Annotated in this window: 14 protein-coding genes and 4 pseudogenes; 15 read left to right on the plus strand and 3 right to left on the minus strand. The window is 57.4% G+C overall.

Annotation, left to right across the window (positions count from 1 at the left end; all coding sequences use genetic code 11):
• Positions 1-233: 233 nt before the first annotated feature.
• From RQX22_RS06940 to RQX22_RS06965, 6 genes and pseudogenes are all read left to right on the plus strand, one after another.
• On the plus strand, positions 234-989 hold the full coding sequence (locus tag RQX22_RS06940; RefSeq protein WP_315724943.1) for a CPBP family intramembrane glutamic endopeptidase: 756 nt from the start codon (positions 234-236) through the stop codon (positions 987-989).
• Positions 986-2,797, plus strand: a complete 1,812-nt coding sequence (locus RQX22_RS06945; protein WP_315724945.1) for an ABC transporter ATP-binding protein — start codon at positions 986-988, stop codon at positions 2,795-2,797. The genes RQX22_RS06940 and RQX22_RS06945 overlap by 4 nt, the downstream gene beginning before the upstream one ends.
• Positions 2,794-3,708, plus strand: coding sequence for an ABC transporter permease (locus tag RQX22_RS06950; protein WP_315724946.1), 915 nt, complete (start codon positions 2,794-2,796; stop codon positions 3,706-3,708). Before RQX22_RS06945 ends, RQX22_RS06950 begins: the two co-directional genes overlap by 4 nt.
• Positions 3,705-4,595, plus strand: a complete 891-nt coding sequence (locus tag RQX22_RS06955) for an ABC transporter permease (protein ID WP_315724948.1) — start codon at positions 3,705-3,707, stop codon at positions 4,593-4,595. The genes RQX22_RS06950 and RQX22_RS06955 overlap by 4 nt, the downstream gene beginning before the upstream one ends.
• Positions 4,588-6,198: a peptide ABC transporter substrate-binding protein gene (locus RQX22_RS06960; RefSeq protein ID WP_315724950.1), complete on the plus strand. Its 1,611-nt coding sequence runs from the start codon at positions 4,588-4,590 to the stop codon at positions 6,196-6,198. The genes RQX22_RS06955 and RQX22_RS06960 overlap by 8 nt, the downstream gene beginning before the upstream one ends.
• Before the next feature lie 75 nt (positions 6,199-6,273).
• Positions 6,274-6,636: pseudogene (locus tag RQX22_RS06965) on the plus strand (IS6 family transposase); the annotation flags it as partial.
• Between the two features lie 47 nt (positions 6,637-6,683).
• On the opposite strand, the pseudogene RQX22_RS06970 reads toward RQX22_RS06965, so the two are convergent.
• A pseudogene (locus RQX22_RS06970) lies at positions 6,684-6,920 on the minus strand (transposase); the annotation flags it as partial.
• A 40-nt stretch (positions 6,921-6,960) separates the two neighbouring features.
• Between RQX22_RS06970 and RQX22_RS06975 the strand changes: the two are divergent.
• The 8 genes and pseudogenes from RQX22_RS06975 to RQX22_RS07010 all read left to right on the plus strand — a co-directional run.
• Positions 6,961-7,200: pseudogene (locus RQX22_RS06975) on the plus strand (transposase); the annotation flags it as partial.
• Between the two features lie 40 nt (positions 7,201-7,240).
• A pseudogene (locus RQX22_RS06980) lies at positions 7,241-7,459 on the plus strand (integrase core domain-containing protein); the annotation flags it as partial.
• A 483-nt stretch (positions 7,460-7,942) separates the two neighbouring features.
• Complete coding sequence (locus RQX22_RS06985; protein ID WP_315724953.1) at positions 7,943-9,682, plus strand: N-acyl-D-amino-acid deacylase family protein; 1,740 nt, start codon at positions 7,943-7,945, stop codon at positions 9,680-9,682.
• Positions 9,683-10,017: 335 nt separating this feature from the next.
• Positions 10,018-10,593, plus strand: a complete 576-nt coding sequence (locus RQX22_RS06990) for an RNA polymerase sigma factor (RefSeq protein WP_315725544.1) — start codon at positions 10,018-10,020, stop codon at positions 10,591-10,593.
• Positions 10,580-11,521, plus strand: a complete 942-nt coding sequence (locus tag RQX22_RS06995; RefSeq protein ID WP_315724955.1) for a FecR family protein — start codon at positions 10,580-10,582, stop codon at positions 11,519-11,521. Before RQX22_RS06990 ends, RQX22_RS06995 begins: the two co-directional genes overlap by 14 nt.
• A gap of 151 nt (positions 11,522-11,672) precedes the next feature.
• Positions 11,673-14,885 (plus strand): TonB-dependent receptor, encoded by a 3,213-nt coding sequence (locus RQX22_RS07000; RefSeq protein ID WP_315725545.1) that lies wholly within the window; start codon positions 11,673-11,675, stop codon positions 14,883-14,885.
• A 506-nt stretch (positions 14,886-15,391) separates the two neighbouring features.
• A complete protein-coding gene (locus tag RQX22_RS19395) occupies positions 15,392-15,892 on the plus strand; it encodes a DUF3830 family protein (RefSeq protein WP_315724957.1) in 501 nt (166 codons plus the stop codon).
• Complete coding sequence (locus RQX22_RS07010; protein ID WP_315724959.1) at positions 15,889-16,818, plus strand: alpha/beta hydrolase; 930 nt, start codon at positions 15,889-15,891, stop codon at positions 16,816-16,818. Before RQX22_RS19395 ends, RQX22_RS07010 begins: the two co-directional genes overlap by 4 nt.
• A 187-nt stretch (positions 16,819-17,005) precedes the next feature.
• On the opposite strand, the gene RQX22_RS07015 is transcribed toward RQX22_RS07010, so the two are convergent.
• Positions 17,006-17,278, minus strand: a complete 273-nt coding sequence (locus tag RQX22_RS07015) for a hypothetical protein (protein WP_315724961.1) — start codon at positions 17,276-17,278, stop codon at positions 17,006-17,008.
• 610 nt (positions 17,279-17,888) lie between these two features.
• Positions 17,889-18,929 carry a DUF1611 domain-containing protein gene (locus RQX22_RS07025; protein ID WP_315724963.1) on the minus strand — a complete coding sequence of 347 codons (1,041 nt, stop codon included), beginning with the start codon at positions 18,927-18,929 and terminating at the stop codon, positions 17,889-17,891.
• Positions 18,930-19,249: 320 nt separating this feature from the next.
• On the opposite strand from RQX22_RS07025, the gene RQX22_RS07030 reads away from it, so the two are divergent.
• Entirely contained in the window at positions 19,250-19,930 is a 681-nt protein-coding gene (locus RQX22_RS07030) for a helix-turn-helix domain-containing protein (protein WP_315724965.1), read from the plus strand.
• Positions 19,931-19,932 lie beyond the last annotated feature (2 nt).

Below are 19,932 nucleotides of genomic sequence, written 5' to 3' on the forward strand. Positions count from 1 at the left end.
ACCCAGAACACCGGCATAGCGAAAGACATGCTAGGCCTGTAGCGACCGATCGGCAAGGATCGTGGCGGATGCAATTCCCGTCATTGGGTGTGTCGTGGAGAGGAAGAGATTCTGCTAGGTTCACCTGCTTTGGTCTCGGAGCAACAGGCAAGCTCGTTCAAGAGGCCTCGATATGGCAAGGCGGGAACGCACCCCAACCTGATCGCCCTAGGAATTGATGAGGAAATTCAAAGGTGATCTGGGAGAGACTAACTGGGCAGCTGCTGAGCTTGTGTGTAGTCGTGTTGATGGCCTGTGTAGCTGCGTCGTTTATTGCGATGTTCCGACGGAAGACCGTTCAGCCAATATGGCTGCTCTGGGGCCTACTATTAGTCATTTTGAACGCAACTATCCTTATATTCGGCAAAGCCATTCAGCAAAGCCTCCCGTTAACTAGCTTTCTTGAGTGGAACTGGCTGGGTAAGTTTGCGGCTACAGCTATGACGCTGATAGCAATGCACTTCTTTCTTCGCTTGAGCGCCAGAGAGATGGGGATGACCCTTCGGCAAAACCCCGGTTCTTTGCTGCCCGCGACATGCGGGCTTGGGTTAATGTGTGCGATAGATTGGACGATTGCGGCGCTCAGCCCAGGCATTTCTCGCCTGACTGTGGAGTCCATCGCCTTCCAGGCTCTAATGCCGAGTCTCGAAGAAGAGCTGTTCTTTAGAGGAATTCTGTTCGTGCTGCTTGCGAAGGCCTTCGCAGATAGCTGGAGTTTTGCTGGAACGCGGATCGGTATGGCGGTAGTCATGAATGTTCTCATCTTCGGTGGAATGCACGCCGTATCCTTTCCTGAACTGCACTTTGCCTTCAACACGCAGGCATTTCTAACTTCCGGTGTGTTCGCGGCTGTTGCCTGCTGGATGCGCGAGCGGACTGGGTCTCTGCTGTTTCCCTTCATTACGCACAGCGCCGTGAATCTTGGATATGTATTTTTGGGTTCGGCATGACGGTTCCAATTCTCACGGTCCGGGACCTGCGGGTTTCATTCAACACGGCGGATGGTGCTGTGGAGGCTGTCCGCGGAGTATCGTTCGACGTCCTTCCTGGCGAGTGTCTCAGTATCGTCGGTGAGAGCGGGTCCGGGAAGAGTCAGACGTTTCTGAGCATGATGGGGCTCAGCAACGGCATCAAGTCAGGATCTACCAAATTCAAAGGCCGCGATTTGCTTCAACTGACGCGGGGGGAGTTCAACCGAATTCGGGGATCAGCAATTGGCATGATATTCCAGGATCCGCTAACGGCATTGACGCCTCACATGCGCATAGGTCAGCAGATCGCGGAACCCTTGCGTATCCATCGCGGTGTTAGTGCGGGTGATGCTTTGCGCACGGCCAAGGACTGGCTCGACAGGGTACGCGTCCCGGCTGCTGAGCAACGAATTCACCAATATCCCCATGAGCTCTCCGGTGGTATGCGCCAGCGGGTGATGATTGCAGCCGCGATGATATGCGAGCCCGAGCTTCTTGTCGCGGATGAACCCACAACCGCTCTCGATGCTACCGTCCAGGCAGAGATTCTCTCCATAATGAAAGATCTACAAAAGCAGACTGGTATGAGTCTTGTGTTGATTACGCATGACATGGGCGTCGTTGCTCGCATGGCTGACCGGGTTTGCGTCATGAGATCGGGCAAGATCGTAGAGTTGGACCATGCGGAGGCGGTTTTCCTTCGACCACAACACTCCTACACTCGAAGCCTAATCACCGCTGCGAACATGGTGGGTGTCAGTCCCACACAAGTTTCACAGGATGCGCCGGAAGCACTTTCCGTTCACAACCTTACGGTGGACTTTCCTGCTACAGGCTTTGCAAAGCGTCGGCGTCTCCGTGCCGTCGATGGGGTCAGCCTCTCGGTTCGATCAGGTGAGACTCTTGGCGTCGTCGGTGAGAGCGGCAGCGGGAAATCGACGCTTGCACGCGCAATATTGCGGCTGTTGCCGTCCGCCGCCGACGTTCGGGGCAGTGTAGCCGTGCTCTCGCAAGGCGTGGATCATGCTGGCTCGCGAGAGCTTCGTTCAATTCGGCGTGACCTGCAGATTGTTTTCCAAGACCCTTTCGCAAGCCTCGATCCTAGGATGCCAGTAGGCCGATCCATCGCTGAGCCGCTTGTTGTGCATCGTCCATGGGAGTCTCGCGCGAAGCGAAATCGGCAGGTCGCCGCAATCATGGAAAGTGTTGGGCTGCCGCGATCAATAGCAGCGCGCTATCCGCACGAACTCTCCGGGGGCCAGAATCAACGCGTAGGTATCGCCCGCGCCACAATCCTCAATCCCAAAATAGTCATCTGCGACGAGGCAGTTTCAGCCCTCGATATCACTGTTCGGGCCCAAGTCCTACAGCTACTGGCCGAGCTTCAGAAAACCATAGGCATGGGGATGGTATTCATCAGCCACGACATAAATGTTGTGCGCCAAATAAGTCATCGCATTACAGTTCTGTACCTCGGGCGGGTCGTGGAGATTGCCCAGACAGCCGACCTGTTCACAGACCCGCGACATCCATATACGAAAGCCTTGCTGGCGGCTGTTCCCGTACCTGATGTAGCAGCAGAAAGAATGCGGTCGCATGTTTCCGCAGCGGCGGAGCGTACCAATTCCAGAGACTCCACAATGCCTTGGCGATTCACCCACTCGCTCCGCGAAGCAGATCTAACACGCAGAGATCGCTCATCAACCCTTCAGGAAGTGTCTCCTGGCCATTTTGTTGCTGAACATGATCATAACGTCGAAAATCAGGGTCAGGACTACGATTCATGAAGCTGTTGTTGCGCCGTCTGTTGGTAGGAGTTCCCACTCTGCTGGCTGTGATTACGCTCACATTCTTTATGATGAGGGCTGCGCCGGGAGGACCTTTTGACTCCGAGCGAAAGTTGGCACCCGACGTATTGCTTCAATTAGAACAAAAATACGGGCTGGATCGGCCAATTGGGCATCAATACCTGAATTATCTCGGTGGGGTAATGCAGGGTGACCTAGGGCCCTCCCTGAGGTACAAATCCAAATCCGTAAGGGATATCATTGCTGATGGACTTCCTGTTAGCGCAACCATTGGTGGCTTCGCTCTTCTGATTGCTACCCTGGCTGGTATCTTATTCGGGGTGTATGGAGGAGTAAGGCGTCGTGGCATTACTTCGACGCTTGTGGGCGCTGTCAGCACGCTCGGCATTTGCGTTCCCACGTTCGTTGTGGCGCCGCTACTGGTCCTGCTGTTCGGGTCGCGGTTGGGCTGGTTCCCAACGGGTGGGATCAATGCTGGATGGCGTAGTTACGTGCTTCCTTCGCTCGTGCTGGCGCTCCCGCACCTTGCCTTTATAGCCCGATTGACTCGCGTGGGCATGATAGAGGTCATGAGCTCCAACTATGTGCGAACTGCGCGGGCAAGAGGTCTGTCTGAAGCTCGCATCATCACACGTCACGCACTTCGAGGCGCAATCTTACCAGTCGTCAGCTATTTGGGACCGGCCTGCGCTGGGCTGCTCGCGGGATCGCTTGTCGTTGAGCAAATATTTGCTCTGCCAGGCCTTGGAAGAAATTTCGTTCTTGGAGCTCTCCAGCGTGATTACACTGTCGTGATGGGCGTGGTTATATTCTATGCCGTCCTAATAATATTATTTAACCTACTAGCTGACATGTTGCAAGCCGCCCTTGATCCGAGAGTTGCGAGATGAGACCAGCTAATTCACATAACGCGTCAATCTACCAAGATCGAGGCTTGTGGGGTGACGCCATACGGCGTTTCCGAGGCAATCAGCAGGCGCTTATATCGCTTGCTATATTGGCCTCTCTCACTGGTCTGTCTGTGTTAGGCCCGCTCATTGTTCCACATTCCTATGAAGCCATCGATAAACATCAAGTATGGGCGCCACCTTTGACAGATGGACATCTGCTGGGCACAGATGCATTGGGTCGCGATCTGTTTGCTCGCATAATACTCGGTCTTCGTATATCCCTTCTTATTGGTGTGGTAGCTACCCTTGTATCTCTCGTAATAGGTGTCGGTTGGGGATCAATCGCGGGTTACCTGGGGGGTCAGGTAGACAGCATCATGATGAGAATAGTGGATGCCATATATTCTCTTCCCTTCATCTTCTTTGTAATAATACTTATGACTACATTCCAACGGAACTTTATATTGATATTCTTGGCCATTGGAGCGGTGGAATGGCTGACCATGGCCCGAATTGTCCGTGGTCAAGCGGTCTCGCTACGACAGCGTGAGTTCATCGAGGCGGCTCGCGCAATTGGAATGTCTTCCGCGCCCATAATTGTCCGTCACATTGTGCCTAATCTTCTAGGGCCTGTCATAGTATATTCAACCCTGACGATTCCTGGCGTGATCTTGGCTGAGAGCTTTCTAAGCTTTCTAGGTCTAGGTGTACAGGAGCCGTTGACCTCCCTCGGCGTGTTAATCGCACAAGGCGCTCAGGACATGGAAATAGCTTGGTGGCTACTGGTCTTTCCGTCTTTCGTTATGGTCGCTACACTTCTATCGCTGAACTTGGTTGGAGATGGCCTCCGAGATTCATTAGATCCGAGGGCCACAGCGGATGCATAGAGCGCTTACAGCGGCATCGAGCGTCGCTCTCTCTCTTCTTTTGAACGCGTGCAGTCAGGCTAGTGTTGTTCGAGCTCCCTGCCCACATGGCCAAATCTGTCTTGAGTACGGTAACGCAAGCGAACCTGAAACTTTAGATCCGCATCTGGCGACCGGTAACTATGAGGCCCGCATCATTGCCGATCTGCTAGTCGGCCTCGTTCAGGACGACCCGGAAGGCCGTCCAATACCTGGCGTTGCGAAGGACTGGTCGGTGAGTCCTGCGGGCCTTGTATGGAGGTTTAAACTCCGAGATTCCATCTGGTCAGACGGCGTGCCAGTGACAGCTCAGGATTTTGTATTCTCCTTTCGGCGTGCCATTGATCCTCGCACCGTTTCGAGCACGGCGTCACTTCTCCATGTCATAAAGAACGCGCGTGCAATCAGCGAACGCCGACTTCCGGTCGAGGCTCTCGGTGTGCGAGCAACGGATTCCAAAACGTTGGAGATCACTCTCGAGCATCCGACCCCATTTCTGCTGGAGCTCGCCAAGCACCCGATAATGATGCCGGTACCAGCGCACCAGGTAAGAAAATTTGGAGATCGATGGAGCGAGCCGGGGCGCTTCGTATCAAACGGCCCTTATCTTTTGATGGCTTGGAAATTTGGTGAACGCGTCAGCGTTAGGAGGAATCCCCGCTTCTGGGCTGCGAAGTCCGTGTGCTTCGATGAGGTCAGATATTATCCGACAACAGATTCCGTATCTGCTGAACGCCGCGTGTTGCGTGGCGAATTGGATGTGAACGCTGAATTTCAATCCAACAGAATCGACTTTTTGAGCCGAACGATGCCCCGCTATGTTCGAGCTTATTCGACGCTCAGCCCAGTGTATCTTACGTTCAATCTTAGAGACCCGGTTTTGCGCGATGTGCGCGTCCGCCAGGCACTGGCGATGTCTATCGACCGTGAGTTTATAACAGAAAAGTTGCTGCGTGGAGCTCCCCTGCCAGCATATAGTCTGATTCCCCCTAGCACGTCGCGCAGGCCCCAATCAACGCTTCCTCATTGGTCGTCTTGGTCCCTGTCGCAACGACAGCAGGAAGCTCGGCGATTGCTCCGTGATGCCGGATACACGAAGGCGCGGCCACTAAAGGTCGAAATAAAATATCGTAATCAGCGTGATCCAATGGCCTTCATGCCCGCAATACAGGCTGACTGGAAAGAGATCGGAGTCCAAACAAGCCTTGCACAGAATGAAACGCAAATAGCGTATGCCAGTTACCGCCTCGGCGACTTTCAAATTGCCGATGCAGCGATTGCAGCTGATTACAACGACCCCATGGCCTTTCTGCATCTCATGGAGAGCGATGGCGCACAGAACTATGGTGGATTTAAAAACAGAAAATTTGATGAGTCGCTAAGGCTTGCGAGCGATGAGAGCGACCCGGAGATGCGATCATTTTATATTGCCCGCGCTGAGTCAGAAATTTTCAGTGCCGTACCAGTGACGCCATTATATTATTCCATAAGCAGGAATCTTGTATCCCCTGATATCACTGGATGGAAGGACAATATCGGTAACCAGCATCGTGTTCGCTATTTGTGCCGCGCTAGCCGACATTGACCCTGACAGGGGTGCTGCCTGATGGGCGCTGTCAAAGGGATGGCCCGAGGTTGGAGCGGCTGCTAGTTGAGGCGGATGAGCAAGGCAGCAAATCCGTTCCGATATTTTCATTCGTCGCCGGAAGTCATCCGCATGGTGGTGCTGATGTATGTCCGGTTTCCGCTGTCATTGCGCAACGTTGAGGATCTGCTTTTCGAGCGAGGTTACGATCTATGTCATGAGACGGTGCGGCTGTGGTGGAATCGCTTCGGTCCTTTGTTTGCAGCGGACATCCGCAGGCAGAGGGTGAGCCGGATGCGGGGCTTCCGGCACTGGCGTTGGCATCTTGACGAGGTCTATGTGAAGATCAACGGAGAGATGCATTACCTCTGGCGGGCGGTTGATCATGAAGGCGAGATACTGGAGTCCTTTGTCACGAAGAAACGGGACAAAGGGAGTGTCCGATCCTCTGTGTAAGAGGTTCTCTGTGATGTTGTTTTCCGGGGTCAGCGCGCTGACCCCGGAAAACGGTCGCCGAATTGGATGGCAAATTGGCTCATCGCCGCCGTCCATTCAACCGGTCTTCGCCAATGCACGCCGGCGTTGCGGATCGCCAGGTACAAGAGCTTCATCGCTGCCTCGTCATTGGGGAAGCTGCCCCTGGTCTTGATGATCTTGCGAAGCGAGCGATGGAGCGCCTCGACCGCATTGGTGGTGTAGATCATTTTGCGGATCGCCGGCGGGAGGGACTGTCAGGAGTTTTGTGCGTGAGGCCATATGANGTTCTTCGCCTTCCCCGAGAGCGTCCGCCGGATCATCTTTACCACCAATGCGGTCGAGACGCTGAACTCGAAGATCAGACGTGCGATTCGCACGCGGCCACTTCCCAGGGACGATGCTGCGATGAAGCTGCTATACCTCGTGCTCAATCACGCGGCCGAAGAATGGAAGCGGCCGCCGCGCGAGTGGTTCGAGGCCAAAACCCAGTTCGCCGTCATCTTCGATGATCGGTTCACTGCCTGATGAACAAAACCAGCCTCGCGCACAAAATTATTGACAGTCCCACGAGACGCTGTTCTCCACGATCGGTCAGGCCCGCGCGATCCTCGCCCGCTGGGTCGATGACTACAACACCGAGGGACCACACCCCTCGCTTGGCTACGCCACCCCGGCGGCGTTCGCCGCCGAGATCGAAAAGCAATGGGCGGGGTTAACCCCGCCCATTGCCTCACCTGCGCTGATGCGCGACAACACCGGTCGGTCTCTGGTTCCCGCCGGATGAAAGGCGGGGGTCACGTCACTGTGCCTGTGCCAGCGGCATAAAGGTTCGCGTTCGCCTTGAACGCTTAGATACGTCCCTGCCGGGGCGTGGACAGAGCCATTCCGTTGATGGAGGTTGCACTGCTGGCTACAGCACAGTGCGTCGTCCACATTGGAAGACTCCTCCCGCGAAGCTCCATCATGCGGCGGCTTCTGCCGACCGCGAAGACGACCCTGCACCCGGCATCAAAGCAAAGAATGGCTCTTGCAATCTGACCCGCAATTAGACGACCCATCAGACAGAGTCATCAGATTGCTCACATACGTGCGAACAAACCCGAAAATTGCATTACATGCGACAGCTAACCTTGCTAGCGTCTGTTTTCCAGCTGTGGGCGGTTGTGAGAGCATATGCCCTGTAGCATATGGTCGCTCGAAATCCGGATCGAATGTACATCGCGTCTACCGAATTTGGAGCGTCGAATAAAATGGCGAGCGAGAATAGATGAAAAACGCCTTGATCCTCATCCTGAGCGTGACTTGGATGACGGGCGGCTGCGTGCAAAACGAGAAGCCGAAACAAGCGGCTGTGGCGCCGGTGGCGGGGAACCGCTTCGATGTGCTAATCACCAACGCGACCATCTATGACGGGTCTGGCACCCCTCCCTATCCGGGCGAAGTTGCGATCGACGGCGACCGCATCGCCTTCGTTGGCGCGAAGGCCCCGGCGGCGGCAGGGCGGACCATCGACGCCCGCGGCCAGGCCGTGGCCCCAGGCTTTATCAACATGCTCAGTCATTCACGCGAGACGATCCTGCAAGACGGACGCGCGATGAACGTGGTGATGCAGGGCGTGACCTTGGAAGTGAATAGCGAGACGAGCAACGCGCCGCTGACCGAGAAGATGCGGCAGCGTCGCATGACGCTGCAGGGCGACACCAGGACCCCAGTTCCGTGGACCACGATTGGCGGGTATCTCGACCATGTCGAGAAGAGCGGGGTTTCGGTGAACGTCGCCAGCCTGGTCGGCGCCGGGATCATTCGCGAATATGTGATCGGCCTCGATGACGTCGATCCGTCGCCCGTCGAATTGGCCAGGATGCGCGACCTGGCGCGAGCGGCGATGGAGGAAGGCGCGCTGGGTGTCGCGACGATGCTGATCTACGTTCCGGAAACATTCGCCGAGATGCCCGAACTGATCGCGCTGGCGGCCGAGGCAGGGAAATGTGGGGGGATTTTCGCGGCCCACATGCGCGACGAAGGCGCGGGCATATTGCAATCGGTTGACGAGATGGTGGCGATCGGTCGGGCGTCGGGCGCGCCGGTCCATATCCACCATCTCAAGCAGACGGGCGCGGCTAACTGGGGCAAGCTGGGCGCGGTGATAGCCCAGGTCGAGGCGGCCAGGCGCGCCGGCGTTCCGATCACCGCCGACATGTATCTCTACATCGCCAGCGGAACCGGCGCGACGGCGATGCTGCCGGTCTGGGTGCAGGAAGGCGGGCTGGAAGCGACGATCGCGAGGCTGAAGGATCCGGCGGTGCGCGCAAGGGCGGTGGCCGACATGCAAAAGCCCGGCAATATGCGCGATCCCGCCACGGCCATGTTCAGCAGCTTTAGGAATCCGGCCCTCAGACAATATAGCGGCAAGCGGGTGAGCGAGGTTGCGCGGCTGCGCGGCACAAGCCCGGCCGAGACGGTGATCGACCTGATCGTCGAGGACGGATCGCGGGTGAACACCATCTATTTCGCCATGTCGGAGGACAATGTCCGGCGACAGACGGCCTTGCCGTGGATGACGTTCGGCTCGGATGCCGGCTCCCACGCGACGGAGGGCGCTTTCCTGGAAAGCGAGGTGCACCCGCGCACCTATGGCAATTTTGCCCGGCTGCTCGGCAAATATGTGCGCGAGGACAAGGCGCTGACCCTTCAGGAAGCGGTGCGCAAGCTGACCTCGTCGCCGGCGAGCATATTGGGGATCAAGGATCGCGGCACATTGCGCGCCGGCGCCTTTGCCGATGTCGTGATCTTCGATCCCGCGACGATCGAGGACGTTTCAACCTTCGAGGATAGCCATCACTATGCGCGCGGGGTTTCGAACGTGTGGGTAAATGGCGTGCAGGTATTGGCCGAGGGCAGGCATACCGGCGCCAAGCCGGGCCGGGCAGTGCGCGGGCGGGGCTGGCGCCATGACGGGGAAGGCGGATGCAGGGCGTCCGCTACCGACTGGCCGCGAGCGGGCTGACGCGCTAGACAGGCTGACATGCCCAAGATTCACGGGACATGGCCGTTCTGCCGAACGGACCGGTCCGGCACGGGGAGCGCTAACATCGAGTATGCTTTGCCCTGGCTGGAGAATCGCTCTGTGGATCGGCGGTATGAGAATTAGGGCGATCGCGCCGCAGATGGGCTGAACATCTTTCGGCCCCGGCCCAAACGCCCATTGGCTTCACGACATGGCGGATCCGTGCGGCCGAGTGTCAATATATTTTGGCGTCCATCACAATCCAGGGTGAGGATATCGGGCTGCTGCTCGTCTATGGTGACCGCGTCTGCGGCAGGAAGGAGTTCAGCCATTCGATGACATCGCGCGCTCATTGGTTTGCGGAACATATCCTGCCTTATGAACCTAAGGTCCGAAACTGGTTGCGGCGATCGGGTTGGAAGGAGGATGAGGTCGAAGACGTAATTCAGGAGAGCTACGCTAGGCTTGCCTCCTGCGCGTTTGAGCAAGTGATGAATCCTGGCCCCTTCTTTCTCCAGACAGCGCGAAATGTGGCGACGAGCATCGTCCGGCGTCGCAGCATCGTTTCGATCCGATCGGTAGCCGATGTTGAATGGACCGCGGTTGCCGACCAGGAGCCCAATGCCGAGGAGCAGTTGAGTGCCTATGAGGAGTTGGTGCGGCTCAAGGTCGCGATAGAAAAGCTTCCTTCCGCTTGCCGCCGGGTCTTTATCATGCGGAAGATAGAGGGACTAAGCCAGGCCAAGACGGCGAAAGCACTTGGGGTAAGCGAGAGCAACGTCGAAAAGCATGTCGCTCGCGGCATTCGCCTGTGCGCGGCCGCTTTGACCAGATCAATGTCCGAAGAGGGCGTTCCGGGACTGCTTTCGAACACATTCGATAGGATGAGGTTAAACCGTGACAAGAGCTGACACGATCGAACGCGAAGCAGCGCGTTGGGTCGCGCAGAAGGATGCAGGCCCGCTGACGGAGGAGCAGCAGCGCGCGTTGGACGCATGGTGCGCGGCGGACAGCCGTCATCTTGGCGCCTTGGTCCGGTTGGAAGCAGTCAATGCACGTCTAGAGCGTCTGCAGGCATTGCAGGGTATATCTGCGGTGAAGGTACCTGTTAGACGCTGGCTGCCTTATGCGACCGCGGCCTCCCTGCTGCTCGCGCTTGGCCTTGTGTGGCAAGGCGGATTTCTTTCCGGCGAGCCCACGCAAGCACGGACCTTGGCAACGCGGCTTGGCGAACAGTATCGTGCCCAGCTCGTCGATGGATCGACCGTCGAACTCAACACCGCCACCCGCGCTACGGTGGAGGTCAGGGCGCGCGAACGAGAGGTGAAGCTGACCAGCGGCGAGGCACTTTTCGAAGTCGCCAAGGATCCCGACCGTCCGTTCATCGTCAGGACCGCCCTTGGGGACGTCCGCGCGGTCGGAACGATGTTTTCCGTACGCGTCGACAATGGGCTGGACGTCACGGTATCGGAAGGGGTGGTGAGCATCGAACGCGACGGCAAGGAAGTAGCGCGTGTTTCCGCAGGCGAAAGCTTCGAGATGAACCCGTCCGGCGATGCGCGCCAGCGGGAACGCGACGCGGACGAAATCCAACGCGCCTTTGCCTGGCGGGAAGGCAAGGTTTCCTTTGCCGGCGAAACGCTGGCCGAGGCGGCAGCCACTTTTAACCGGTACAATGCTATCAAGATACAGGTCGAGGGGGCGAAGGCCAGGGAGATGCGCTTCGGCGGCTATTATCGCACCACGGATCCTGAAGGCTTCGCGCAGGCGCTGAAGGAAACGCTTCCAGTGGATGTGAAGCGCGAGGACGAGACCCTGATCGTTCATGCGCGCGATTGATCGTGAAATTTTTGTGAAACCCGGCGTGAGGATTTGATCTTCCGGAGCGTCCAGGACCCGCTCGTGCAATGGCTTGGAAGAGGGGGTTCAAATGGGGGTTTTCAGGGCGAGATATCGTGACGCATTGCTTGGTACGATTGCTGTCGTGGCGATGGCGCAAGCGGCGCCGTCAGCTGCCCAGCAGCGCACGCAGCGTTTCGACATAGCGGCGCAACCCGCCGCTGATGCGCTCAACGAGTGGGCGCGACAGGCAGGCTCACAGATCGTATTTCCCTATGACAAAGTGCAGGGACGCACGACGCCCGCGGTTCGCGGTAATTTGACGCAACGCGCTGCTTTGGATCGCTTGCTAGCTCCATTGGATCTTCGGATAGCTTCCGACCGCGACGGACGCGTGACGCTCGCGGCTGCCGAGCCTGAGGCAGAAAACGTGACTGTTCCGCCCGGCCAAGGCGCTCCTGCAAATGCACTGGCTGACAACGAAAGTGCCGAGATCGTCGTCACCGGTTCGCGCATCCGGCGTGACGCCACCGAAGGTGTTCGCCCGACACAGTCCGTCACCACCGAGGCGATTACCGACAGAGGGCTGCTTAGCGTCGCGGACGCGATTAATCTGCTTCCTCAGATCGGCCAGCCGGAAACCCCGCGGGGTCAACAAGGCGAAGCAGTTGGCCGCAATTACATCAATATGTTTGGGCTCGGTTCGCAAAGGACGCTGACCCTGGTCAACGGCCGGCGCTTCGTCACCGGCAACCCCGTCAATGGCGGTAGCTCTTCCGGCAACCAGGTGGATCTCAACAACATTCCTACCCTCGTGATCGACCGTGTCGAGGTTGTTCAGGCGACTGGCGCGGCAACTTACGGGTCGGATGCGATTTCCGGCGTCATCAACATCATTCTCAAGGAGGATTTTACGGGCCTCTTAGTCGACGGACAGGCCGGTATTTCGAGCCGCGGCGATTATTTCAATTATGCTTTCCGCGCGCTTGGCGGGGTGTCGTTCGCCGATGGCCGTGGCAACATCATGGTGAGTTACGAGCGTTCCTCCAACGACGGCGTCGCCGCGTTGGACCGGCCTTCGACAGGCCGAGCGCGCCAGTTCGCCGCCAATCCGCTTAACAAGACTAGTTCTGACGGCATTCCGGCGCAGGTGCCGCTTGATAACAGGCGCGCTCCGGAGGTCACCTTTGGCGGCCTTCCCTTTATCGCCAACTCATTCGCGCTGAATGCGATTGCAAGCATTCCCGACCCGAACAATCCCGCCAGGCGCATCCCCGTCCAATTCGCCTCAGATGGCACCCTTGTGCCCTATGATGTCGGAAACGTGCTGACGACCTTTGTAAGCTCTGGCGGGGACGGCTATAATTTTCAGAAAAATCTCAATCTCTATACGCCATTGACCCGCGATACCGCCTATGCCGTGGCGCGTTTTGATCTTACCGACAATGTCCGGCTCTTCTCCGAACTTTCGGCTTCGTGGATCAAGGGAACGGAACTTGCGAACCAAGCCTTGACAGTCAACGTCGGGCTCCTCGCTCAGCCAAGCGGGCTCATTTCAGTTAATATTGACAATCCCTTTCTCACCGATCAGGCGCGAGGAATTCTTCAAGACCAAGGAGTCACTAATTTCTACCTCGCTCGCGGAAATTTGGACTTGGCTGCGAACGGGAGGACCGACTCGCGCAGCTCCACCAAGCGAATAGTGCTAGGGTTAGAAGGAGACTTTAGAATTGGGAACCGGGATTTCTTCTGGAACGCAGCTGGCAGCTATGGCCACACTGGCGGCTATACTGAACATCTGAGTATCGTTAACCAAAACTTCCTCTACGCAGTCGACGCGGTGCGCGCGCCCAACGGCAATATTGTCTGCAGGGTTACCTTGGAAAATCCCGCGTCCAGCGACCCAGCCATAACCGGCTGTAAGCCGCTGAACCTGTTTGGAGAAGGTGCGGGAAGTGCCGAAGCTATCGATTACGTAAACACAGAAGTGCGTAACGATTCCGATCTCTATCAGACCAACTTTCAAGCCAACGTGGGCGGCGACCTGTTCACGTTGCCGGCTGGCATGCTTAAATTCGCTGCAGGCTACGAGTATCGCAAGGAGCGCGGAAAATTCGTTCCAAACGATGCGGCGCAGCGCGGGATCACCCGCGACGGGGTCATCCGGGAAGTGCCGGGACCCGGCGAACCGGCAGCGGCCTACAGTGTCAACGAAGTCTATGGCGAGATCTCCGTTCCCCTCGTAGGCGGCGACTTCACGCTGCCCTTGGTGAAAGCATTGACCATTGATGGTGCTGCCCGGTTCGTCGATAATTCACAGGCCGGGAAGGACACGGCTTGGAATGTCGGAGGCCGGTGGACGCTTGCCGATGGCATCGTCGTGCGCGGCTCGATAAGCCGTACGTTCCGGGCACCATCGATTGTCGAGCTGCGCCTTCCTCGTTCGCAGTTCAGAAACAGAGTGAACGTGGATCCTTGCGACAAGGATCGTCTATCTCAAGGCCCTAACCCTTCAGCGCGGCAGGCGAATTGCTCGGCTCTGTTCCAGTCCCTGGGTTTGCCGGCAAACTTTCAGTTGGACTCGGTAGCGGAAGCTCTCGCCTTTCCACAAACGCGAGGTGGCAACCCCGATCTGAAGAACGAAACTTCCGACTCCTGGACCGTCGGGGTAGCGCTCGAGCCCCCGTTCATACCGGGTTTGAGCTTTACCGCGGATTACGTGAGCATATCGATCAAGGATGCGATCGTTTCGTTCGATGGAACGGCTATACTTTCGAATTGCCTGGACGCCGATTTACCGAACCCTGACACATGCGCGCTCGTCCAGCGCGGCCCAACGGCTCAGATCACCGAAATCACCACCGGCTTTGTGAATGCTGGTTTCATCAACTTCCGGGGTATTTCTTACACCTTAGCCTATCGCATGCGCCTGGCGGGGGAGCAGCGCTTGAATCTGTCTCTCGACGTTCTCAACACGCGGCGACAGGAAGTATCCGTTTCCGGATTGGGCTTCGATCTCGATCCTGTCGCGGGCGAGATCGCCGCGCCGCATTGGAAGGGCCAGTTCCGAATCAGCTATATCAACGGGCCATTTCAGCTCAACTGGTTCACCAATTATGTCGGCAGTGCTGCTCACGATGTCAAATTCACTAGCGAAGATTTGGCGCCGTTGAAGACGGGCGATTATTTCAAGCATGATGCGTCAATACAATTCGAGATCGCCCGTAATTTCGCGTTCAGGGCTGGAGTGAACAATATCTTCGATCGCCAGCCCGATCCACTCGCCATTGGCAGCAATGCGATCGGTGGCACCTACGACGTCCTGGGACGAACGTTCTTCGCTGGCGCTACCATGCGTTTCTAGCAATCAGGGGCGAGCAATAACATGGCAGCGGTCGACAGCGTAAGCTCATGGCGTAGGAGTGCGTCAGATGATCGCACGCCAATTGATGCTGTTCATAGCGACTCTAATGATGAGCTTGCAGCTGATTGCCGGGCATGACCGGTGACAAAGAGCCATTGTCGAACGGCGCAGCAAATAATCCGGAAAGGAAACGGGACGCTGATCCGTTTCGATATTCAACGTAGGGCCGATAAGAACGCCCGCATGTTCAACGTCGACACGGCAGACGATGATTTTCCCGACAGAGCCAGTCGATGTCGAGCAAGTCGGTCGGGCTATGTTGTCTGTCGAACCGGTCGGCATGACGATCGTTCGCGATCGGCGAGATGGCTTTGGATCTTTTACCGAGCGGACACGTCAGGAAAGAGGAAGACTAAGCAAATTAGGCCAAGAAAGCAACATACGTGGAGATTGATCCGTCATGGCGGAGCCTCGAATTGCAGTCATGGACGGAAGGACCAGAGAAGATGAACGACTTAAAAATCGTAGCAGGCCTATTTGAATTTCGGGGGCGGCTGGAAGCCGATCGAGCGCCGAAAACCTGTGAATATTTCTGGTCGATGCTCCCTTATGGCAAACGGATCATTCATGTCCGATGGAGCGGTGAAGGCTGCTGGATCCCTCTTGGTGATTCGGCGGTGGCGCTGCCCGTCGAAAATGCCACAAGTTATGCGGCACCGGGCCAGTTCATTTTCTATCCCGGCGGGTTCAGCGAACCAGAAATCCTTCTCGCCTATTGGCCGAGTCCGTTTCGCCAGCAAGCTGGGGCAATTGGCCGGCAATTGCTTCCTCACCATCACCGAGGGTCTGGATCAGTTGCCGGAACTCGGTCGGCTCACGCTTTGGGAGCGGGCTCAGGCCATCCGGTTCGAGCTAGCCTGATCGAAGTCGCGCCGGCCCAAAGCCTCATCGGACAGAAGCGGAAAGGTGGGATTGGACCCACCTTCCCAAACTTGGAGCTAGTATGAAAACATCCATCCCTCTCGCGTACGCTTTCCTTGCCATCGCCTCGGTCGGCGGCAGCGCGCAGCCCGCACAGGCCCAATTGCAGTCGCGCCCTGTCCCCAATGACGGTGTCGAATCGTTCACCTTCCAGTCGCCGTCGATGGGCTTCCGTTATTCGATCAATGTCGGATTTCCCCAGGGCTACAAGGCCGGCGACGGCAAAAAATATCCCGCTCTGATCGTTACCGATGGCGATTCCACCTTCGCCAATGTCCATCAGTCCGCCAAGACTCTGGGCGGGGCGATCAGGCCGCTTTTCATCATCAGCATCGGCACCTCGCTGGACGAGGGCGAAGCGCTTCACACCAGCCGGCGGATCTACGAATTCTCGCCACCGGGCTGGGACCGAAAGGACGCGTTCGGCAAGAGGGTGGAAGGTTTTTGCAAGACCTTCAAGTCGCCCGAGGGGCGCTGCACCGGCGGCGCCGCGAAATTCCTGAAGGCGATCAGCGCCGAGATGATTCCGGTCCTGGCCGAAAAATATCCGATCGACACGACCCAGCTCGGCCTCTTCGGCCTGTCGGCTGGCGGGTTCTTCACCTCCTGGGCCATCTTCCAGCCCGAAACGCCCTTCACCAAATATATCATCTCAAGCCCGGCCATGGCCTATGGCAATGGCGAAATCTTCCGCCAGGAGGCCGCTTATGCAAAGGACCATAAGGACCTTCCGGTCGGCGTCTATCTGGCATCCGGCGTGCTCGAGGCCTCGGATCCGATGCTCGAAGGAATGGGCGAGATCGTCAGTGGTATGACCCATCTGGCCGGCACGCTGGCGAGCCGGAATTATCCCGGGCTCAAGATGGTGATCGAATATCATCCCGGCATGGGCCACATGGACGTGATGGGAACATCGGTCGTGCGGGGGCTCCGCTCGCTTTACGCAAAATAGGGCGGCCGCCGACATTGTCCGCGCTTAGCGCGAGGGGCTCGACCATCCGATGCGAAGTTTCCGAACTGGACGACCCTGTTTACAGAATGAGAGGATCAGGCCCGCCGGGCCATACTTGAATCATGGAGGCTAGCATTTCGTTGAGGGGATGTCCGCTCGGCTGCCCGTCCCGACGACCGTTGAAGTCCTAGGCCGAGGTGGCGCCCTTGGCTTCGGCTTGTTCTTCGCGATTGCTCATCAATTGCGATTCCGACGCGGCGCAAATCGAAAGGGTGCGACAGGGTTTGTCGCCGACTTCGATATAAGCGTACCCCAAGCTGCTGTCGAAGTGGGAGCGGCGGTGACGCTTGAAGTCTCGCCTGGCCGCGGCGGCACCCATACCGCCCCTGCCGCGGCGCAACTCGCCTGCATCCTGTTCGTGCGGCCAATCCATCACGAGCGGTATCTGACGGGGCTTCACTGGGCCCGCACTCGCGCAATCGCTATACAAGGAGTTCTAATTCGGCTTCACATAATTGGCGCATATCGCACCTGTGAGCGGGACAGTATCGCGCTCATAAGAGTACTGGCGCTTCGAATCCCCGCACCTCCGCGGTAATTGATCTTGGCGCCGACATGGATCCGATCACACGTCCTCGGTTATTCCAATATGTCGAATTGGGCGAGATCGGCGCTAGTAAGGCCGTGGGGAGCCGTGCGGCGGCGCACGCCCACTTCCGAAATGCCTTGCGAGAGGCGCAAGACCTTAGCCGCTTCTCCAGCAGTCTCACCCGACGCGACGGGGGTGCGCACACCGCGCTCCACTGATCAGCATGACCTTTCGCGCAAGGGGGTGGCGGACATGCAGCTGTCCGGGTCGAACATTCATCGGTCGAGCGATGCCTTGCTCACACGCTTCGACGCCGCGCTACTGCCGGTGCTCAACGGTCAGCAATTTCTACTCGTTTATGCTGAGAGAGCGAGCGACATACTTCAGGTGATCGCCTTGAAGTGTGAATTTCCTCGGCTGCGCCTGGTGTTGGTAGGCGCTACCGACCGTGGGGAGTCGCGGTGTTGAACCCGAGATTGCGTCACTGCAGGCAAGAATCCACCAGGCGCTCTAACGCTTCTCCGCCTCTCATCGGGTCGGCAACGGGCAGCCCAAGCCGCTCGCCTTCCTTGGTCATAAATTCCGCAGCTTCGACCTCGCCCATCTCGGACGTGTTGAAGCTGAAGCCGCCGCATCGGATGGCGGGGTTCGTCCGTCTGCCGAGCTTCAACGTGAGCTCGACGATCTCCTCGATCTCGGGTAATTTGAATCCAGGCATTCCAATAACGTTTTCTCGCCCGGGCTCGTGGCAAACTACGAATATGTCGGGCTGGCTGCCGTGGAGGAGGCCGAGCGACACTGCCGCATAAGCCGGATGAAGGATCGCTCCTTGTCCTTCGATCACGTCCCAATGATCGGGCGCTGCATCCGGCGATAGAAGCTCCGCAGCGCCGGCCTCGAAATCTGAGACGATCGCATCCATTGGCATGCCGCCGCCGGCAATCATGATACCGGTTTGACCCGTCGCGCGGAAGTCGACTTGCACGCCTCGCGCGGCGAACGCGCGGCTGAGCGCGATCGCCGTATATTTTTTTCCTAGTGCGCAGTCCGTCCCGACGGTGAGGAGGCGCTTGCCACTTCGCTTTTGCCCATTGCCGATCGGAATATTCGCAGGGGGCGTTCTGACGTCGACCAGTTGTCGACCGAGCCGCCTTGCCGTTTCCGCCAGCTCCGGAATGTCCCCCAAACGGACATGCATTCCACTCACTATGTCCAGTCCTGCCTCCAAGCCTTCGACCAAGGAAGCTACCCATGTCGAGGGAATGATGCCGCCGCTGTTGGCGACGCCGACGATCACGGATTTAGCGCCCTTGGCTGCAGCTTCTGTCGGGGCCATGCGTGGCAGCCCGGTCGTGATCTCGCCACCTTCGCAAATATACTCGCCGACGCATTTTTCGCCAGCCCAGTCACAAAGGCCGAAGGCTGTCTTCGCGTAGCCCTTATGCTTCACGTCGCCGAGAAAAAGCAGGTAAGGGTGAGGCAGCGTCAAAGCTTCAGCACCGAAGTCTGTTTTGATGGTCATGTTAGGCTCGCTAAGTCGGGATTTTGGGGCTGTGCCCCTGTCACGGACACGATAAAGACTTTATCCGATATCGCAACGAAATTCTATAATAGCAAAATGTCGTCCGAAGATCGAAGTCCATGAGGTGTGGCGTCACATTTGTTGGCCGAGCGAATGCGCCACTTGACCGTACTGGGTCCGCGTCAATCTCCGCGTCAATCGAGGTAAAATCTGTATCAAAACTGTCGGCTCGGTTACGGCAGGTCACTGGCGTCCGATCATTTTTGGCGTATGAGAGAGACGGCCGGCCAAGGCCAAAACCATGTCGATGAGGAACTACGATGGCGGATCAATCTCCACCCGCGCGGCCGCAAGCCAAGCCAGGAGCTGTATTGAAACGCTTGAGGGCTGAACGTGGCTGGACCCTTACGGAAGCCAGTCGGCGCACCAATCTGTCGATTTCCACCTTATCCAAAATGGAAAACGACAAAATGGCCCTGACGCTTGAGAAATTGCTTCTCATCAGCGAAGCCTTCGACGTCGATATCGCTCGCTTGTTCGGTTCATCGCCGCCCGAAGATCGGAAAAGCGGAGGCACCGCCCGACGAAGTGTCGCCTATGGCGGGCAAGGAAAAGTGATCGAGACTCCGAAAGGCAATTATATCTATCAGGCCGGGGACCTCCTTAACAAGCGCATCATCCCGATCATCGGGGAGATCACGGTGAAATCGATTGAAGATTATGGGGAGTTCATGAGACATTCCGGGGAGGAGTATGTCTACGTCCTTCAAGGCACGATGGACCTCTACACCGACATGTATACCCCGACCCGGTTGACGCAGGGAGATGCGATCTACTTCGACAGCGGCATGGGGCACGCCTATATCGCGGTGGGTGACGAGCCTTGCCGTATCCTTTCGGTTTGCGCCACATCGGAGATGCAGCTCATGAGCAGTCACGAAGAGCAGACAGAGACCGATCGCGAGGCGCCATCTCCCAAAACTGCGCCGTCCAAACGTTAAGC

Source organism: Sphingosinicella rhizophila, assembly GCF_032378825.1.
GTDB lineage: Bacteria > Pseudomonadota > Alphaproteobacteria > Sphingomonadales > Sphingomonadaceae > Allosphingosinicella > Allosphingosinicella rhizophila.